This is a genomic window from Candidatus Nomurabacteria bacterium, assembly GCA_023898565.1.
Lineage (GTDB): Bacteria > Patescibacteriota > Minisyncoccia > Phycocordibacterales > UBA918 > OLB19.
The window spans coordinates 212252-230053 of sequence record CP060228.1; the positions used below are offsets into that span (position 1 = coordinate 212252).

The window sequence follows — 17802 nt, forward strand, 5'->3', positions numbered from 1 at the left end:
ACTAGCGTCCAAAGCGATTTTGGACATACTCAAGCAAAGTCACAACATCGCCAGTCCGATCATCAGAACCAAGAATAATCACAATCAAAGTACGGACCTGACCCTGCAGCTCAACCTCGTGCAGTGAAATGGATGTTTTGCCAGCAGCCAAGGTTTCACCCACTTTACCGCCAACGAAATTATCCATATCTTCTACTTCATTGAAATTGATGAGGCCATCAAACTCACCACCAACATACGCACTTGGGATTTTATCATTAGCAGTTATTTCTAAAATAAAGCTGCGATTACTACGAATGTACTTGGTCAACCGAAACAAATCACCAAGAGAAGAAACATTGTCAGCACTCAAACCCGATGGGTCAGCGAAGCGCGAATGCATCATGCCCAGCTGGCGCGCTTTTGCATTCATTGCTTCGATAAATTCAACCCGACCCATTTCACCAGCAATTGTTTCAGCTGCTTCGTTGGAAGATTCAACCAAGAGCAACTGTAATAAGCTGTACATTGATACACTGCTACGCTCAGACAAACGTGGGATAAGTGAGTGAACAAAGGTTGGTGACGTAATCTGCACACGACCATCAAGGTCGAGCTCTTCCGCTGTCACTACTGCGGTCATCAACTTAGTGAGCGATGCGATAGGTGCCTCTGCATCTAAGTCTGTTGCAGCCAGAATGGTGCCGTTATCGATATCCGCGATGAAGTAGTGCGGCGTGTCTAGATTTGGTACCTGTGGCTCATACACAAACACATCACGCTTCTGCTCTAACTTGGCGCGCACCAAGACCGGCAACCCTGCAGCAACATCTCGATACAGCTGCTCAGCCTTATCATTAGCCAGCCGAATTCCACCACCAACAAAATCATCGGGAACTGCACCGCCTCCTGGATAGGTTGGTATACCATGAATAATGTAATTGCCACCAAACTTTAATTGCCAAGGAAATTCAACCTGCGCAATATTACTAAACTCCTCAATATCACGAGCTTCAATCTGGTACAAACCAGACGGTGTCTCCCACCAAGAACCAACTTCACCAACTGCAAGCACATCAGCACTAAAATACAAAACACCCTTCTTAAACAAGCGAACCTGCTTAGTACTTAAATCGACTTCAATAAAACTAAGTCCTGCCTCAATGAACGAATCTCTCGTACTGGCAAAAAATGACTCCTGCGCTAGAGCCGGTTGTGGACCGTACTCAAGATCAACACTCACCTGACTGTACGGATTCACCACCGTTACGACTGGAGCTGCTAGATTTCGCTCTGAAACCAATCCGTATCCAGTCGCTCCCAGAATAAAAAGCGCACATACGGCCATGATTGTAACAATCACTCGTGAAGCAGGTAAAAGCAACGGTGTCGGCCGAGCACTTTGTGGCGTAAAGGTGTGTTTAGGATGTACGGTTGCTTTTGAGCCAGTTTGCGGAATAAGCATCCCCTTTCCATTCTTAGGCACATCATCACTATACGAAAACAGCTTTACAGACGAATCTGGCTTTTTTGACATACCACTATCATACCGCACGAACCAACCTTATTTTGACACTAGCTCACACTTTACAAGGCCAGTCCGGTACTCGTGGCGGCCGGCAACAACGCCGCTTTGGTGTAGATATTAGATGGTGCCCAGATCATCCAGCTTTCCACCCCAGCGTCATAGCTCGCTTGAATCTGCGTACGCACATCAGCCGCGTCATAATCGCCACCATAATCAAAGTCCTGGATCCACGTGCGGAGCTTTTCTGGGCCATATACTGGCTTCGTATACTTCCCGGTCGCAAGCGGCGTACCACTCGCATTGTAGGTAAAGAGCGGCTCGTGCAAGAAGCCATTCATTGGTGTCGTACTAGCTGCCAAGCGATCGACTCCGGTCTTCATGGCGTGATAGACCACTTCATATGGGTGATCGTTTGGATCCCCCAGACCAAGGTAATTATTCGGGTAGTGTGATGGATACACCATCGGCGCGATGAAATCAAAATATGGCACGGCCCGATCTTGCACTTGCCCAATCGAGAGGTCGTCGTAATTCGTAGTTGTCATACCAAAAAGATCAGCCGAGGTATACGGAGTGCTTGAAGCGCGACCAGTATTAGTATGTTTTTTAGCAGAAAATTTCGACTCGTCGTCGAGCTGCTCGTTGAGATATTTGAAAAACGCTTCGAGATTGGCCTGCCTGTCCATTCCATACTGCCCAGCTACGCTTTGTGGATAGTATGTATCGCTCATGTTGCCGTCTGACGGATAGCGTACGTAATCGAAGTTTAGTTCATCAAAGCCGATGTTGTATGAATCTACTGAGAGCTGAATGATGTGATCCCAATATGGCTTCGAAGCCACATCAATAAACGACAACCCTTTCCCGTCTTTCCAAACTGTCTGCTGATCACTACGTAGCACTGCTAGTTCCGGATGACTCGGCGCATAGTATGGATCTTGAAAGACCGTAATGCGACCAATCACATAGATGTCATGGTCATGCAACATCGTAATCAGCTCTGGCATATCACGCGTACCACAACGCGCGTCTACCCAAGCAGATTGCCACTCAGTGCTTTCTGGTGGGAATGAAATGGTACCTGAGTAATCCTTAATATCAATCACGACAGAATTTATCTCCGTCGCGCGAATCAGCTCCACCAGCTTCGTACGAAACGACGGCGTTCCGGCTACACACGAAGTCATATAGATAGCTTTCACCGCTTCAGGGAGTGGTACATGCTGCACTACTGGCCGTACGTCAACTGGCTCCGGCAGCGGTTCGGTTACCATCGCAGGCCCAGCAGTAGTGGTGGTTGAGCTAGACACTGCGCTTGCAGTCTGCTCAACGGTCACATCAAAAAAAGTAACCGGCACAAAACTCAAGACCGCAAATGCTACTGCAGCGAGAACCAGTGGTGTGCCATATGTATGCATACCTTATTGTAGCGTAGAATCTTCAAAAAGCCGCTCGGTCGTTTCAACAAACGAATCTGTGCCGCGCTCGCCATTACCAAGGTCGAGCTGTCGTAAGTAGACCGCGCGCCGAAGCGCATAGCCAATCAGTATTAAAAGAATACCAAACCCAAAAATAATATATTGTCTCCAAGCTAACGGAATTCCGAGATACGGCACAATCGTGAGTACAATCCCTGCAACAAAAACCAGCGTTTCTTTCGTCATACGTAAATACAAGAGGCAGTATAACGCAAAATGCGAAATGATGCGAAATGTGTATAAATCAGACTATTTTGCAGCAGATGTGTCTACCACGACTACGAATTCCCCTTTTTGAGTAACCGGAGTTTCGGTTAGTTCCGTAAGCAGCTCCCCCGCCGCGCCGACATGAAGCGTCTCATGGAGCTTGGTCAGTTCTCGCGCGAGATAGACGGTCGCCTCTGGATACACGTCATTAAGCGCCTCAAGAGTTTTGAGAATGCGATGGGTAGATTCAAAGAAAACCACTGGCTGGACATGGGCCGGCAAACGTTCGAAGAACGTTTGCCGGCCCTTTTTCTGCGGCACAAAGCCAAGGAAAGTAAATTGATTACCGGGGATACCCACGAGCGATACCGCAGCCGTCACCGCTGACGGACCAGGGATGACCTCAATACGCGCGCCCGCTTCGCGGGCGCGCTGAATCAAAAGCACGCCCGGATCACTCACTCCCGGCGTCCCCGCATCGCTCACGAGCGCAATCCGCTTCCCTTCTGCCAAATCAGCGAGAATTTGCTCATGCGCCCCTTCGCTCGCGTGCGCATCATAACGACGAAGCTTCGCAACAATGTCGTACCGCTCCATCAATCGCCCAGTCACACGAGTATCCTCACACAGCACATAATCTACCTCACCCAAAATCCGCACCGCACGGTACGTAATATCTTCAAGATTACCAATTGGTGTCGCCACTATATATAACGTGCCTGTTTCCATATCGTCGTACAGTAGCACACAAAACATCGTTCCGCTCGCAGTTGACATTTACTGACTTCATACTACTGTTACGTGCAGTTTTGCACCTTACAAGGAGATGCCTCGTGGCCCTCACACCATATCTTGGACTATGCATTGGCATCGGCTGTTCAATTTCGCTTGATGTCTTTTTTGCCACTCTAGCACGACACAAAAGTGGAGTAAGCATAAAGAGCTGGGCCCTTCCCATTGCGGTAACACACACGCTGTTTCCAGCACTCACCTTTACCGCAGCCTGGCTTCTTGGACAACTGGGTCTTATCGCTGAGTTATTTATCAACCTAATCGGCTTTGCCTTCATTAGTCTCTTTCTCTATGAAGAGTTCTGCGAGAAAATTGGCGTCGACGCAAAATTTGCGATTGTTAGCAAGCTAGAAACCTTGCTCGGCCTTGAGAGAAAGACGGCCAGTAATACACTCGCAATCTTGTCGGTCAGTTGGGACGCTTTGCTCTTTGGACCATCGCTCGTAGCTATCGGCAACACCAAAGGATGGAGCTTCGCCGAAACCGGGACAGCCTTTCTTATAATCGGCAGCACCGTATTTATCTGTACATCACTCGCAATTGCGGCTGCAGCGCCGATTAATCAAAAGCTACACAAATCCGCTCAGAGATTTACCGGCACCGTAGCGCAAGCGCACTACTGGTCTGATCTGGCCAGCTTTTCCGTGATTGGCGGCTTTGGCATACTGTCACTCCTGCGCTGCGTCTCTGACGAAATTCAGCTTCTGCCGAGCATTGCTCTTTCTCTCATCATTTGGACAGCTCTCTTCTACCAACATCGTCATGTCATCATGCAACACGAATGTGACGAAGTGATTGAAAGCGTCTTGGATAATGAGTAACCAAAGCGCCGACCCTACGGGTCGGCGCTTTCTCTATGGCTCACTCCACCAACATTTTTGCCAACTCTGTGACACTCCCCGCTCCCATTACCAGCAACACCTCATGCGGTGTAAGCGTCTGCTTTAAGTACTGCTCAGCCGCAGCAAAATCTTCTACAAACTGCACATTTTTATTAAACTCGAGCGCGCGCACTGACAGCTCACGACTGGTCACGCCACTGCTATTTTCTTCACGTGCGGCGTAAATCGGCAGTAGTAGCACCTCATCTGCTCGTCCAAACACCTTGGCAAACTGCTCAAACAACACCTTGGTACGTGTGTACGTGTGCGGCTGAAACACTACAATTACTCGACGATCGGGGTAAAGCTCACGAGCTCCTTCGATCGATGCGAACATTTCGGTTGGATGATGTGCGTAGTCATCATACACAAGCGCGCCATTGCAATCTCCCTTGTATTCAAACCGACGCCACGTTCCGGCAAACTGAAGTGCTGCATCGTTAATGGTCTCGCTTTCAATTTTCTCATGCCTAGCGGCAGCAAACGCTGCGGCAGCATTGAGACGATTATGTACACCAGGAATCTTAAGTGCCAATTGTGGATCGAAATAGTCCATGTAGTCCACCACCTCGACCGGCGACCCTTCGATAATCGGCTTAACATTTGGATCGCTCGTATCCGCTACTACTACACCATTTTCATTTACTTGTGACACCAATGTACGAAATGCCTCCTGCACTTCTGCAAGATTTTTGTAGCAATCAACATGCTCAAGTTCAACGTTTGTAATTACTAAAATATCTGGCCGCAAACTTAAAAAGTCTCGCTTGTATTCACACGCCTCTACGATTGCGTATTTGGTTTTCCCTGCGCGGTAGTTACTCTTTGTCTTTGCTCGTAGCGACCCGATCACGGCAGTTGGATCTTTGCCTGCTGCTTCAAAAATATCAGTAAGCATAGCGGTAGTTGTGGTCTTGCCATGTGTACCAGCTACCGCAATTAAATAGTATGGATTCATCGCCAGGCCGAGCGCTTCGAAATAATTCATCATCGGCACTCCAAGCTTTCTGGCTGCTTTCATTTCTTCGTGATCTGGCGACATTGCCTCGGTGTAGACCACCAACTGAATGTCGTCGGAGATATTCTCTGCTACCTGTTCACCAAAAATCTGTACCCCTTCGGCATCAAGTGCTTTTGTCAGCGGCGAAAGTGAGCGATCTGAACCACTTACTATTTTTTTCTCAGTCAAAAAATGACGAGCCAAAGCGGACATGCCGATGCCGCCAACGCCAATGAAGTGAATCCGCGTAATCTGATTAATATCTATGCTTGACATACCTCGAACAAAGCATAATATCACAAATAGACCATTCTTTACATTGCCAGGAGATTGAGATGATTGTTTATGAACGAGACTTAGTTGCACCTCCTTATAAATCCCAAGCGACAGTCGCTTTGTATCATGGCCAGTCGACCAGTAGTAATCCTCGCTATCTGGCAGCGCAAAAAGGAGCACGCTTAAAAAACATCTGCTTTATTCGGGCTGCCGCCACATTCGGACAACCGGGTTTTGGAGCAGTGAAGGAGCCAGTGTATGGACCAGTCGAACAATCAGGGCACGATATCGCAGCTGACGGCGTCCTCTTAAGCGAGGCTGGCAGTGCTGCTATCATCCGCACCGGCGACTGCCCAGCTGTAGCGCTGTTTGCGCCGGCTCATGGGAAGGCGGTACTTCTGCATGCCGGCCGAGCGGCTCTCACTCCACGTGGCAACTCGGACGAATTAAGCAATATCATTACCTCAGGTTTCAGCCGACTGACAAAAGAACTGCCTGCGTCACGAGTGATTGCGCTCATTACCGGATCAATCTGTGCCAACCACTTTCCGCACGACCTGCCAGAAGCGCGTGCGCTCGTCGAGCCTTTCACCGTATTTGGCGAACACGCCTTCATCGACTATGCGACCGGCAGGCTTAATCTGGTGGCGATTATTCGTCAGCAGCTTATTGACCTCGGCGTGGCTGAATCAGACCTCCACCATGATGGACTCTGTACACACGAACACGCGAAACTTGCCAGCAATCGACGTGATCCAGGGGTCAAGTTGAGAAACCCAGTAATTCTCGTTCTTCGCTAAATAAACGGCGGCCCTACGGGCCGCCGTTTCCTATTCTGATTTATTTACACAGGCCACAAACGCGTCGTTACGCTCGTACTCGTTTTTGAAGAGCCCAAACGAGGCGAAGCCGGGTGAGAAGAGCAGCACGTCGCCGGGCTGGCCTACGGCCAGCCCGGCCGCCACCGCCGCTTCCATACTCTCCACCACCTCTGCTTCAAGCAAGCCTTTAATTACATCAGTACCCGTGCCTGGTAGCAAAACCACCTTTTTGCAGTAGCGACCAATTGCTTCAAGCAATTCAGCCGGATCAATATTTTTATTGGCTCCACCAGCAATCAGCACCACATTTTTATCATCAGCATTGCCGACTGCCTCTAAACCACGAATGGTCGCCGCCGGCGTGGTGGCATTGTTGTCGTTATAAATCTTCACCCCATCGCGCTCACCAAGATACTCTAACCGCCCCGGCACACCTGGGAACGACGCCAAGCCCGCAAAAATTTCTTCGTCTTCCAGACTGACCGCTTTCAGAGCTTCGTACGCTAGAGCAGCGTTTAAGCGATTGTGTGCTCCTGGCATTGAAAGAAGCGAGTCCTCAGGAATTACCGATTCATCAGCCAAAATCACTTCTTGCCCAATCTCCACCCCAGCCAACTGTTTGGCACGTTCGAAGACTGCTGGTGTGGTGATAAACACCCCACTCTCTTCTTGATGTGTGAATATATTGGCCTTATCTTCAAAGTAGTGCCGCATTGCCTCCTCCTTGCTCACTCCATCGGCACCGTAGTAATTGAGATGATCTTCCATGAAGTTGGTAAAAACCGCAATCTGCGGCGACATCTTCGCCCACCCAAACCCTTGAAGCTGCCAGGAATCAAGCTCCATCACACAGAGTGAGTCTTCTTTCACTTGTTTCAAAAGCTGCAAGTTGGACAACCCTCGCACATTGCCTCCCAGCAAAATTTCTTCTCCGGTCGCTTGTGTCAGTACGTGATGAATCATGTGCGTTACAGTGCTCTTACCGCGCGTACCGGTCACGCCGATGATAGGCACGCCAGAAAGTTCAGCAAAAAGTGCAGCACTTTGCACCACTCGCGCGCCCGCGAGCTTTGCGCGCGCCACGTACTTAGACGCCATTGGCACGCCAGCCGCCACCAATACAATGTCTCGATTCTCAAAATCTTCCAATCGATGCTCACCCAGTACAAATCGTACGTTTTTAAAATCACGCAATTTTCCAACCGAATCAGCCAGCTCAGCCTCACTTTTTAGATCAGTCACTAAAACTTCATGTGCTCCTGCCTCGGCAATATACGCCGCATCTCCGACCCCGCGGCCGAGAAGCCCTAAACCCATGACTGTCACCTTCTTCCCTGCAAAAAAACTGCCTAGATTTTCCATGACTGCATCATAGAGGAAATGAAAAAAAATACCAGCCTGTACACGACCCGTCACACTCGATGATTACTCAACTGCTATACTTACTCTATGAAAACAAACGGCAACGATAAAGCTCTGGAATCGTACAAAATTTTTCCGTATGTAGCCTGGATAGTAACACTCGGCTTTGCATTTTTTGTCTATAACCTCAGCCTTAGGCTTGAACGTGTTGCTACTGATCTCCAAGCTCAAACCAAATCACTCGAAGCAAAAATAAACGCCCAGTCTAGCGACACTGTTGACTACGAATCAAAGCAATAAAAATAACGGCGCTTGGCCGTTATTTTACAAAAACCACTCTCCAGAAATCTGCTCCACTAGTAAACCGTTCTCCACAAAGTGAGTACGCTCCGCGGTCGCTCCACCGGACTCTTCCCAGCGCGGCATCATATACACGGCGCTGATAAGTCCCGTTTGCAGAATCGGCTGATGATAATACTGCATGACCACGTCGCCAGACAGCGATAAGCTCTTTATCACCTCTTCATCGGTATTGTCTTCAAAGTAATCAAAGACCGTATACCCAAGCTCGCGCAATTTCTGCTGGGCAAGCACAAAGCGTCGTACGTTTTCCTCGTACCCATATCCACCAGAGGTTATCGGGCCACTTACCCGCACCACTGGCTGCGGCAATCTACGCAGTCGTTCAATTGCCCCCTCCGCCAGAGCCTGTAGTCGATCAATTTTATCTTTGGTTTCCATAATTAATCTCTCTGTACAAAACTATACTATATATAACACACCCCACACATTTACGCCTGTCGGTTTTGTGCGATGCGTTCCTTTACTTGCTCCGCCAAAATCTGACTGTAACTTTTCCACTTACCCGCTATCTGCATATCCACACCAACGCCCACTTCAGCCACATTTTCACCAAAGTATTGACGGGCTATATCATTGGCCAATACAACATCTTCCGCAGTAGCACCATGCATAACTACCTGATCATTAAGTAGCAATCCCTGACTGCCCATGTCCTGGAACACCTTCACATCACCGTTATAGCCAGCTTGCTGGAGCGTTTCGAGATACCCCACAAATATCTCAGGCGAAAATTTTCCCAACTCTTTGAATGTAAGATACCCCTTGTGCATCTCAGTCAGGTGATTACCGAGACTTTGATTGATACCAAAAAACAGCCACGAGTTGCTCTGTGCCGTACCCTGACGGACTCGCACACCGTCACGCAAGAACCGGTTGTCGGTGGCAGCCAGAGCTCTCATGTCAGTATCGAACTGAGAAAAAGCACTGAGCTGCTCAGATGGTATGTTGGCTACCAATTCTTTACGACGAGCCACTATTTCTTCTGGTGAGGTAGCCGTCCGCTCCCAGCGCGCTGCCCGCAGCTGCGCATCATCAATCTCAAGATTGTGAGACACTGCATACTCTGCGTACTCCTCTCGGGAGAGCGACAGCAGATCAACTCCTTCTGCCTTCGCCACACGCGCCAGCTCGTATCCAGCTGGCCAGCCAGACAGACGTTCCTTTTCTACTTCAGTTGCTAATCTCATTGGCAACTCAACAGAATGCGCTTCAGTAACACTTGCAGCCTCTTCATCGACTGGCTCTTCGGCCAACAATTGAGCAATGTAGCCCCGGTCATCTAACTCAGAAATAATATGATCCGGGGTTTTGATATCTCCGAGCAGTTCCTTCGCGATGCCAAGCGCAAACGATTCTGGCAACCCATCAAGAATCGCACTCAATGCTTCACCAGACTTAATCCGGTCAACATACTCAAGCACTTTTTGTTCGCCAGGAGACACATTCAAAGGTTCTGTACCCTTTTCTTCTGAAAAAGCAATATTTGCATGCTCTGGTGAGATTTTTTCCATACGCACTATAGTAGCAAAGCGCGGACACATAATAAATGCGCGCTGCCAAAGGCAGCGCGCATTTATTATGTGTCCGCGCTCTAGGATTTGAACCTAGGACCTTTCGAGTATCAGTCGAACGCTCTAGCCAACTGAGCTAAGCGCGGATATACCTGTTCTTGCGAACGTGGCCAGAACTATAGCAAATTTCTTCAAGAAAAGAAAGTGTCTTGTAAAAAAAATAGCCGACCCAAGTCGACTATTGTGCTAGCGCAAAAACTAAAAACCAACACCACTAGCCCACGCACCAATATCAACGGTAGACGCAATGACAATGACGATAAAAGTGAGTGTATTATTAATGATTTTGGTAAGCATGCAAACCTCATGAGGTTGATATAGAACAAAACACCGGGGAATATACTAAAACAATCTAAAGTAATGTCAATGTTGCTTACTCGCCTTACGAACGACTGCTATGCGCTATACTGTGTACATGCAAAAACAGCTACTTATATTGACCGCACTACTTATCACTCCAGGAATTACCCACGCACAAAGCGTGCAAGATTTTCTTGTCAGTATCGTAAAATTTTTTAATGATACCGTTATTCCTTTTCTCATAGGAGTGGGTTTTCTCTTTTTTGCAATCAATACTATTCGCTATTTTGTTATTGGCGGCAGTAATGAAAAGGAGCAAGAAAAGGCCAAAGCGCTGGCGCTATATGGCGTACTAGCGTTTATAATCATAATCACCTTCTGGGGCATCGTCAATGTGCTCGTTGACGGTATTGGACTAGGTGAAGGCACACAGCCAAAGCAAGATTATGTAGATTTGAAAGGCGGATAAAATCACTCAGATAAATCCTAAAAGAAAGAAAAGCGCGACCCAAAGGGCCGCGCTTTTCTTTCTTTATTGAAATTTCATAACCTGCTCTACACCTTGGAGAGACGTTCACTTTTGTCTTATCCTTTGGTCCGGTCTTTCCCTGGAGTCCAATACCATTTCAGAGATGTGGGTATTATCTCTCGTCATAGGCTCAATTGATACCTACGACACCGACCAATTAGTTGCGAGTTGTAGAACCGTCACCGGCCTACCACAACGTGTCCAATTGGAATTAATCCACGACCAGCTTCCGCTAGCCGTGCCTTGTTACGACTTAGTCCTTGTTATCGAATTTACCGTAGGTCGCCTCAAGGACGAACTTCGGGCACTTCCGACTCCCCTGACTTGACGGGCGGTGAGTACAAGGCTCGGGAACGTATTCACCGTGACGTGCTGATTCACGATTACTAGCGATTCCGACTTCATGTGGGCGAGTTGCAGCCCACAATCCGAACTGAGGAACCTTTTATCAGGATTTGCTCCACCTTGCGGTATTGCGTCCCTTTGTAGGTCCCATTGTATCACGAGTGCAGCCCAAGGCATCAAGGGACATGCTGACCTGGCGTCATCCTCACCTTCCTCTCCCGTGAGGGAGCAGTCTCGCCTGACACTTGTAACAGGCAACGAGGGTTGCGTTCGTTTCCCCACTTAAGGGAACAGCTCAAGCCACGAACTGACGACGGCCATGCATCACCTGCCATACACCCTCGAAGGCTACTCTGGTTTCCCGGAGTATGCAGTATGGTTTCTAGCCTTGGTAAGGTTTTTCGCTTATCGACGAATTAAGCCTCATGATCCACCGCTTGTGCGAGCCCCCGTCTATTCCTTTGAGTTTTAAGCTTGCGCTCGTACTACCCAGGCGGTCTGTTTAACGTGTTAACTTCGCCTCTGGAGGGGTCGATTCCCCCAAAAGCCAACAGACAGCGTTTAGGGCGTGGACTACCGGGGTATCTAATCCCGTTCGCTACCCACGCTTTCGTGCCTCAGCGTCAAGATTGCGCCAGTGAACTGCCTTCGCATTTGGTATTCCCCTCGATATCAACGGATTTCACCCCTACACCGAGAGTTCTGTTCACCTCTCACATCTTCTAGTTATACCGTTTCGAATGCGATTCTTGGGTTGAGCCCAAGGATTTAACACCCGACTAATATAACCGCCTACGCACCCTTTACGCCCAGTGAATCCGGATAATGCTTGGGGCCTCTGTATTACCGCTCCTGCTGGCACAGAGTTGGGAGCCCCTTATTCATGAGGTAACGTCAATAAACTTCCTCCCTCATAAAAGGTGTTTACGTCCCTAAGGACTTCATCCACCACGCGGCGTCGCTCCGTCAGGCTTTCGCCCATTGCGGAAGATTCTCGACTGCAGCCTCCCGTAGGAGTATGGACCGTGTCGCAGTTCCATCGGTGGGGGCCAGGCTCTCACCTCCCCTATCCGTCGTAGCCTTGGTAAGCCGTTACCTTACCAACAAGCTGATAGACCGCAGGCCGTTCCTAAAGCGTTAAAACTTTACCCCGAAGGGACCATCAAGTATTATTCCGACTTTCGCCGGGTTATCCCTGACTTTAGGGTACGTACCTACGTGTTCCTACCTCGTCTGCCATGGGTCTGAACCCATTCGACTTGCATGCCTCATCCACGCCGCCAGCATTCATCCTGAGCTAGGATCAAACTCTAATTTAAGACAGGTACTGAAGCTAAGCTTCATGTATCTGCGTTTCTGAGCATAGTGAGCGGAGTGTACTTGTCTCGACGCTCTCTCAAAAACGATTTACCTAAGGATAAGACAAAAGAAAAAATCTCTTGCCTTTATTAAGTGCTGTGATGCATACCATTCAATGAACTAAAATGAATCCCGCTTCTAGCAATTTTTTCTATGAAGGAAAAAATTGAGAAGTAAATTCACAATATGCTCTTCGAGCATTTGTTCATTCAACAATATACTTCTTACTACCTATAGTTGGGCTATAGATAGTAGGTTATGAAAATTTCAAACAACGCTATCCCCTTCGAAAGGCCACTCCGGAACTTACCCGTGAGTCGTGAGTGAAAATCACTCAGTGCATCCCTCCGATGAACAGTGGCGCTATTATACATATACCGAAAAACTTTGCAAGTCTTTTCTGCGGACTACTGCGTACAAAGGACGTACACAATATTGTCATCGTTGTACGCACATGCAGTTCCATTAGATGGTTGCGGATTCCCGGAGTCATCTCCAAGCATACCATCAGGTCCACATGATACGATCACTGCCCAAAAATCTGTCGTCGTATCAAACCCCTTACACCCTTCTGCACCTGCCGTACAGTAGTAGTCTTCATCAAAATAATAAGGATTCCCCCAAGGGTCAGTGAGCTCTTGAATGTACGGACCACGCCAGTTTTGATACGTGCCATCTGTCGCTACCAATCCTGAACTTGGCAGATTGAGACTAATCTCGTTACCACTTGCATTGCGCGGAGGACAATATCGCGAACGCTTATGTGGATACAAATACGTATCGTTAGCCAGCATCTCCATCGCGGTATGGAGCTGACGCATATCAGAGATGGCGCGCTTTTCGAGCGCAGCGCTTCGTGCATCATTCAGCGACGCAAGCACCACCGCCGCCAAAATGCCAATGATGGCAATTACTACCAACAGCTCAATCAGAGTAAAACCAGAGAGATATCGCATTTTCTTCATCTCTATATACTACCACTACACATACTCCTAAAATGTAAAAAGCCCTGCGTGTAAACAGCAAGGCTTTTTGAACACAGGAGCAGCGAGGACCGCGCGTCGACTGTGTTCGGGTTCGAATGAACATGTATGAAGAGGATACGTATTTGTGTAGGTTGTATGAATTGGTCAGTGATTGGCTTTGAGTCTGTTGCTCAAGGCGGCCACTAACGGCCCATAAAGCTACACACGTATACATTAAGTTGTTGATCTGCTCTTTGCCTCAGGCACATGCATCGATGGTACTCACGTCAGTGCGTGAATCGATCGTGGATATGGCATTGGCGAACAAATGGACAACTTGTAGAAATTCAAAAATGAAACAAAAGCTGGGTGGCGCGCGAGCAAGCTCGCGCGCCGTCCCCTTATGCAGCCAGCGTTAGCATATTACGACCGAACTCAATCCGACCATCATTCCCCGCGCGACGAATCGCACGCAGGATTTTGGTTGGATCAGCATCGACCACAACATACTCTCCGCCCATTGCACCGCGATACACACCCTGCATGCCAACTCGACCATTATCGAGAATCAACAAAGTAACGACCGCACGGTGCTGACCATCAACAGTCACCACATCAAGCCGAAGCTCTTTTGTATCTTGGAGCGTTGCCATGGCATCGGCATCAAGCGTAGTCATGACCCGAACCCGAGCTGACGCTGCCAACGCCTCCTCTGCCATCTCACGAACTGCAGCAACGTCTTTCGTTGCATTGTGAGCCTCAACAGCCGCTGCATTGACACGTCTATGGGTCTTAGCGAGGTCAGCCTCCAACTGCGTCAAACGCTGCCCATGAGCGTCAAGCTGCTCCTGCTGGGCTTTACGCGCAGCAATACCCTTTTCCACGGCACCGTCAAACGATGCTGTAGTAGCAGCAACACTCTCCTCGACCTTAGTCAGTCGCTTACCCTGCTTGCGCTGAGTGCGACCACCAAAGACCATGAGGCAAAGCACAACCGCGACCAGGCCGCCAAGCACGTAGATGAGCGTCCGATTTTGCTCGAACCGCCCAACCAGCGTGCTAGCGGTTGCCTCAGCTCGCTTTGACTGCTGCTTTGCTTCGGCTGCGGTGCCAACAATACCGTTCATTGCCTCGTCGACACCACGTTGCATGGTGACCATATCGGCTTGCAGACCAGACTGTTCACGCCGCAATGCAGCAATTTCAGCTTTCGCCTCGGCCGAACCAGCGGTTGCCTGGGTGAGCTTGCCTTGAAGCGAAGCCACCGTACCAGACAGTGTGCGATTGGCCGAGACGGCCGCCGCAGCTGCTTGGCGAGCAGCTTTGAGCTCCTCAAGCGTTGCGCCAGCAGGAACTGATACTGCCACCGGAGCAGGCGCTTCGATAGCCCCCGCACTCACCGACTCAGCCGGTTGTTGCTTAGCGATCTGTTGATAGATTTTGCCGTTGGTCCACAAGGGAGCCACCGACACTTTCCATCCGCCAGAGACCGCGCGCTGCTTGAACGCAGCAAACGAAACCACCGGCTGACGCAGACCGTTGTCAGTGCGGAACTGCTGCTTGCAGTCTGCACTGACCGGCTGACCCGGATTCAGAATGCCACAGGCGAGACCGGCCAGATGATCCACCCGGAACAGCTCGCGCCCTTCGATGACACCGCCATCTTTCTTGACGTTGGCCACGAAGGATTCAAACACCTGCGGATCCTTAGTCTTCTCCCACAGCGGCAGCTGGATAGCCGTCGCCGCAAGCGAGGTGCCAGTCACGAGAAAGGCACCAATCAGGCCGAGGACGTTACGAATGATTTGCTTGGACATGATGATGCCCTCCTTCTAGAAATGAAAAATCTTGAAGATTATGAGGGAACAGAAAGTGAAGCGGCGGAACAGCAGCTTGCACTGCTGTTCCGCTGTACCACCCTTACGGTTTGCAACCCGGACACAGGCCACCGATGTCGATGGTAGCGTCCGTCGCCGACTCCGACTTGGCGGTAGCGCCGGAGGCAGCCGTACTCACCCCACCCACGTTCGTGAGTGAAATGGAACTGCCACCGCCGCAGTTGCCACCATCGCAGCCGCGCTCAGTCCGATAAATCTGACCGAGCAGGCCGTTGGAGGCCGCTGAACCGATTTGCAGGACACCGCGTGCCACCAGTCGACCGAAGTCTTCGTCAGTGGTCACGTTGGCCAGCAAGCGGTTTGGCGACACAATACCGCCAGCACCTTTGGCATACAGGATGTTACCCTGCTTGTCCGCCAGTGCCGTATACATCCCTTCGCTGTTGTTGCCGTTCATGCCCGGCGGGTTGTAACCCGGATAGACCGTCACGGCATCGTAGTCGCCGGGCAGACTATGCCATTGCATAGTCCAGCGAGCGCCTTCGGTACCGACCGTCACCGGCTGGTGCTTCTTGTACAGCACTTCCCCGACGTTTTTCCACCACGCCTCGGCAGCATCCGCCACCTGCTTGGCTTCTTGGTCGACAGCTTTCCGCTCCTCCGGAGTCATTTTGATGTACTCCTCCTGAGACGCGACCGGCATGATTCGCGGACTGGCGCACGCTCCCAGAAGGAGCGCTGCCAGGGCGATCACGAAAAGTTTCATCGTTTTCATGGTTTGTCCTCCTGGTTAACGATGTTGCTTGAGAGATGATTTCGGAACACACCGGCGCACGCTCCCTTGGGAGACACTCGCCGGCGCCCGTTGGTCTACGTAGAGACTGGGAACATAGTCCCCATTCCCGCCGCAGCAGCACGACTCGATGTAAGCGCTATTGATAAACAGTACCTCACCTTCCGGCTGTGGATTTACCCCACCAATTGGTTCGTCGAAGCAGACGAGTTCGTCTTCCTCGACCACCGGCGGTGGTGGTGCTACTACGACTGGTTTTGGGGGCGTGTGGACAAAGGCCACATTGTTGCAGCTCTTGCCCTTATCGCCGGTAAACCAGTACGCGTACACACCTTTCCCAAGATTGCAGAGCAGCGCCCGGTCGTTTCGACCAGTTTGCTTCTCTTGCCGCGGCCATGCCTTTGACTCCTTGCCGGAGTCACCGTCCACTCGGCCAAGCAAGCGATCCAGGCGAGTACCATCAGGCACCCATACCACCGGACACTTACCATTCGAGATGAGCTCCGGCAATCGCTGACAATGCGACGAAGTCAGCCACTTTTCAGTTGGCCGAGCCCGCTCACATTGCTCAATTACCGAGAACATATCAACGTCAAACGACGACGGATGCATCGTGCGCCAGGGACTGAAGTGTCCCTGCGCTGGTGATGACGGAAGATTTTGGGCGCTTGCGGGCAAAGCCGCAAACAGGATGAGAGACACCGCCACTTGCGTGACAACGCTCCACACGTGCGCCCACAAGCGCGTTTGTTTCATGTTAATTTCCTCTTCAGTTGTGAAGAACCGAACATCCCCGTCTGTACAAAGCCATGTAATACAGCTTTGTCAAGATAGAGTCCATGGGCACTTTTATAGCACACTTTAATAAAAAAATCAAGTGCTAGACAAAGAAAAGACCCTACGTGCGTAGGGTCTTGGGTTGTGGAGAATCAGGCCGTATTACGGACTGACGTTCAGCTTGCCGAACTGGAAGGTGACGCCCGAGAAGGCGCCGGCCTGGTTGAGCGCCGACGTCGCGACGCCGGACTCAGCACCCTTGGCCTGGGTCATGGTTTGCACCAGCTCACCGGCAGAACCGCTGAACGTGAAGCTGCCGTCGGAACACTCGACACCGCACAGCGGGCCGGCGATCTCGAGCGTCGTCTCGCTCTTGGCGTAGCCCTGCTTGAGGACTTCGTTCATGCCTTCGGAGCCCTCGAACACCGAAGTGCCAAAGCCGCCCGAGAGCGCGTCGCCACCGATCTGAACACCGAGGAACGAGTCGTAGCACTGATTGCCGCCGCACGGACCGGGCTGAGTGTAGGTCGTGGCATCCTCAGCGAATGCCGGAGTGGCCATCAGACCGAACGCGAATGCAGCCAGAGCTGCCAGTTTTTGCATCATCTTCATGATGTTTCTCCTGTTGATACTATTGA

General features: G+C 50.3%; 17 protein-coding genes, 1 tRNA gene and 1 rRNA gene. 4 read left to right on the plus strand and 15 right to left on the minus strand.

Going from position 1 to position 17802, the window contains the following annotated elements:
* Position 1: 1 nt before the first annotated feature.
* From H6780_00975 to rsmI, 4 genes are all read right to left on the minus strand, one after another.
* On the minus strand, positions 2–1516 hold the full coding sequence (locus tag H6780_00975) for a L,D-transpeptidase family protein (protein ID USN88984.1): 1515 nt from the start codon (positions 1514–1516) through the stop codon (positions 2–4).
* Between the two features lie 50 nt (positions 1517–1566).
* Entirely contained in the window at positions 1567–2925 is a 1359-nt protein-coding gene (locus tag H6780_00980; GenBank protein ID USN88985.1) for a hypothetical protein, read from the minus strand.
* A 3-nt stretch (positions 2926–2928) separates the two neighbouring features.
* Positions 2929–3171 (minus strand): hypothetical protein, encoded by a 243-nt coding sequence (locus H6780_00985; protein ID USN88986.1) that lies wholly within the window; start codon positions 3169–3171, stop codon positions 2929–2931.
* 63 nt (positions 3172–3234) lie between these two features.
* Positions 3235–3921 (minus strand): 16S rRNA (cytidine(1402)-2'-O)-methyltransferase, encoded by a 687-nt coding sequence (rsmI, locus tag H6780_00990; GenBank protein ID USN88987.1) that lies wholly within the window; start codon positions 3919–3921, stop codon positions 3235–3237.
* A 104-nt stretch (positions 3922–4025) separates the two neighbouring features.
* On the opposite strand from rsmI, the gene H6780_00995 reads away from it, so the two are divergent.
* The gene (locus tag H6780_00995; protein ID USN88988.1) at positions 4026–4805 is read left to right on the plus strand and encodes a hypothetical protein; all 780 of its coding nucleotides are present in this window, start codon (positions 4026–4028) and stop codon (positions 4803–4805) included.
* Positions 4806–4845: 40 nt separating this feature from the next.
* On the opposite strand, the gene H6780_01000 is transcribed toward H6780_00995, so the two are convergent.
* Entirely contained in the window at positions 4846–6141 is a 1296-nt protein-coding gene (locus H6780_01000; protein USN88989.1) for a UDP-N-acetylmuramate--L-alanine ligase, read from the minus strand.
* A 59-nt stretch (positions 6142–6200) separates the two neighbouring features.
* On the opposite strand from H6780_01000, the gene H6780_01005 reads away from it, so the two are divergent.
* Positions 6201–6941 carry a laccase domain-containing protein gene (locus H6780_01005; protein ID USN88990.1) on the plus strand — a complete coding sequence of 247 codons (741 nt, stop codon included), beginning with the start codon at positions 6201–6203 and terminating at the stop codon, positions 6939–6941.
* 30 nt (positions 6942–6971) lie between these two features.
* Here the strand turns inward: H6780_01005 and murD are convergent, their stop codons facing one another.
* Positions 6972–8324, minus strand: coding sequence for a UDP-N-acetylmuramoyl-L-alanine--D-glutamate ligase (gene murD / locus H6780_01010; protein ID USN88991.1), 1353 nt, complete (start codon positions 8322–8324; stop codon positions 6972–6974).
* 87 nt (positions 8325–8411) lie between these two features.
* Between murD and H6780_01015 the strand changes: the two genes are divergently transcribed.
* Positions 8412–8624, plus strand: coding sequence for a hypothetical protein (locus H6780_01015; protein ID USN88992.1), 213 nt, complete (start codon positions 8412–8414; stop codon positions 8622–8624).
* Positions 8625–8648: 24 nt separating this feature from the next.
* Here the strand turns inward: H6780_01015 and H6780_01020 are convergent, their stop codons facing one another.
* The 3 genes from H6780_01020 to H6780_01030 all read right to left on the minus strand — a co-directional run bounded on the left by H6780_01020 (position 8649) and on the right by H6780_01030 (position 10344).
* Complete coding sequence (locus tag H6780_01020) at positions 8649–9065, minus strand: DUF4406 domain-containing protein (protein USN88993.1); 417 nt, start codon at positions 9063–9065, stop codon at positions 8649–8651.
* Positions 9066–9115: 50 nt separating this feature from the next.
* Positions 9116–10198, minus strand: coding sequence for a hypothetical protein (locus tag H6780_01025; protein ID USN88994.1), 1083 nt, complete (start codon positions 10196–10198; stop codon positions 9116–9118).
* 72 nt (positions 10199–10270) lie between these two features.
* Positions 10271–10344, minus strand: a tRNA-Ile gene (locus tag H6780_01030).
* Positions 10345–10673: 329 nt separating this feature from the next.
* On the opposite strand from H6780_01030, the gene H6780_01035 reads away from it, so the two are divergent.
* Entirely contained in the window at positions 10674–11027 is a 354-nt protein-coding gene (locus tag H6780_01035) for a hypothetical protein (protein ID USN88995.1), read from the plus strand.
* A 283-nt stretch (positions 11028–11310) separates the two neighbouring features.
* On the opposite strand, the gene H6780_01040 is transcribed toward H6780_01035, so the two are convergent.
* From H6780_01040 to H6780_01065, 6 genes are all read right to left on the minus strand, one after another.
* Positions 11311–12751: ribosomal RNA gene (locus H6780_01040) — 16S ribosomal RNA — on the minus strand.
* A 447-nt stretch (positions 12752–13198) separates the two neighbouring features.
* A complete protein-coding gene (locus H6780_01045) occupies positions 13199–13747 on the minus strand; it encodes a prepilin-type N-terminal cleavage/methylation domain-containing protein (protein USN89252.1) in 549 nt (182 codons plus the stop codon).
* Positions 13748–14157: 410 nt separating this feature from the next.
* Complete coding sequence (locus H6780_01050; protein USN88996.1) at positions 14158–15573, minus strand: hypothetical protein; 1416 nt, start codon at positions 15571–15573, stop codon at positions 14158–14160.
* A 103-nt stretch (positions 15574–15676) separates the two neighbouring features.
* Positions 15677–16369, minus strand: coding sequence for a hypothetical protein (locus H6780_01055; protein ID USN88997.1), 693 nt, complete (start codon positions 16367–16369; stop codon positions 15677–15679).
* Positions 16370–16384: 15 nt separating this feature from the next.
* Entirely contained in the window at positions 16385–17143 is a 759-nt protein-coding gene (locus H6780_01060; GenBank protein ID USN88998.1) for a hypothetical protein, read from the minus strand.
* 183 nt (positions 17144–17326) lie between these two features.
* Entirely contained in the window at positions 17327–17776 is a 450-nt protein-coding gene (locus H6780_01065) for a hypothetical protein (GenBank protein ID USN88999.1), read from the minus strand.
* Positions 17777–17802: the final 26 nt, after the last annotated feature.

What these genes read in the sequence shown, in the direction of transcription:
- H6780_00975 (USN88984.1), bottom strand. Translation starts at nt 1,516, where the DNA reads ATGTCAAAAAAGCCAGATTCGTCTGTAAAGCTGTTTTCGTATAGTGAT.
- H6780_00980 (USN88985.1), bottom strand. Translation starts at nt 2,925, where the DNA reads ATGCATACATATGGCACACCACTGGTTCTCGCTGCAGTAGCATTTGCG.
- H6780_00985 (USN88986.1), bottom strand. Translation starts at nt 3,171, where the DNA reads ATGACGAAAGAAACGCTGGTTTTTGTTGCAGGGATTGTACTCACGATT.
- rsmI (USN88987.1), bottom strand. Translation starts at nt 3,921, where the DNA reads ATGGAAACAGGCACGTTATATATAGTGGCGACACCAATTGGTAATCTT.
- H6780_01000 (USN88989.1), bottom strand. Translation starts at nt 6,141, where the DNA reads ATGTCAAGCATAGATATTAATCAGATTACGCGGATTCACTTCATTGGC.
- H6780_01005 (USN88990.1), top strand. Translation starts at nt 6,201, where the DNA reads ATGATTGTTTATGAACGAGACTTAGTTGCACCTCCTTATAAATCCCAA.
- murD (USN88991.1), bottom strand. Translation starts at nt 8,324, where the DNA reads ATGGAAAATCTAGGCAGTTTTTTTGCAGGGAAGAAGGTGACAGTCATG.
- H6780_01015 (USN88992.1), top strand. Translation starts at nt 8,412, where the DNA reads ATGAAAACAAACGGCAACGATAAAGCTCTGGAATCGTACAAAATTTTT.
- H6780_01020 (USN88993.1), bottom strand. Translation starts at nt 9,065, where the DNA reads ATGGAAACCAAAGATAAAATTGATCGACTACAGGCTCTGGCGGAGGGG.
- H6780_01025 (USN88994.1), bottom strand. Translation starts at nt 10,198, where the DNA reads ATGGAAAAAATCTCACCAGAGCATGCAAATATTGCTTTTTCAGAAGAA.
- H6780_01035 (USN88995.1), top strand. Translation starts at nt 10,674, where the DNA reads ATGCAAAAACAGCTACTTATATTGACCGCACTACTTATCACTCCAGGA.
- H6780_01045 (USN89252.1), bottom strand. Translation starts at nt 13,747, where the DNA reads ATGCGATATCTCTCTGGTTTTACTCTGATTGAGCTGTTGGTAGTAATT.
- H6780_01050 (USN88996.1), bottom strand. Translation starts at nt 15,573, where the DNA reads ATGTCCAAGCAAATCATTCGTAACGTCCTCGGCCTGATTGGTGCCTTT.
- H6780_01055 (USN88997.1), bottom strand. Translation starts at nt 16,369, where the DNA reads ATGAAAACGATGAAACTTTTCGTGATCGCCCTGGCAGCGCTCCTTCTG.
- H6780_01060 (USN88998.1), bottom strand. Translation starts at nt 17,143, where the DNA reads ATGAAACAAACGCGCTTGTGGGCGCACGTGTGGAGCGTTGTCACGCAA.
- H6780_01065 (USN88999.1), bottom strand. Translation starts at nt 17,776, where the DNA reads ATGAAGATGATGCAAAAACTGGCAGCTCTGGCTGCATTCGCGTTCGGT.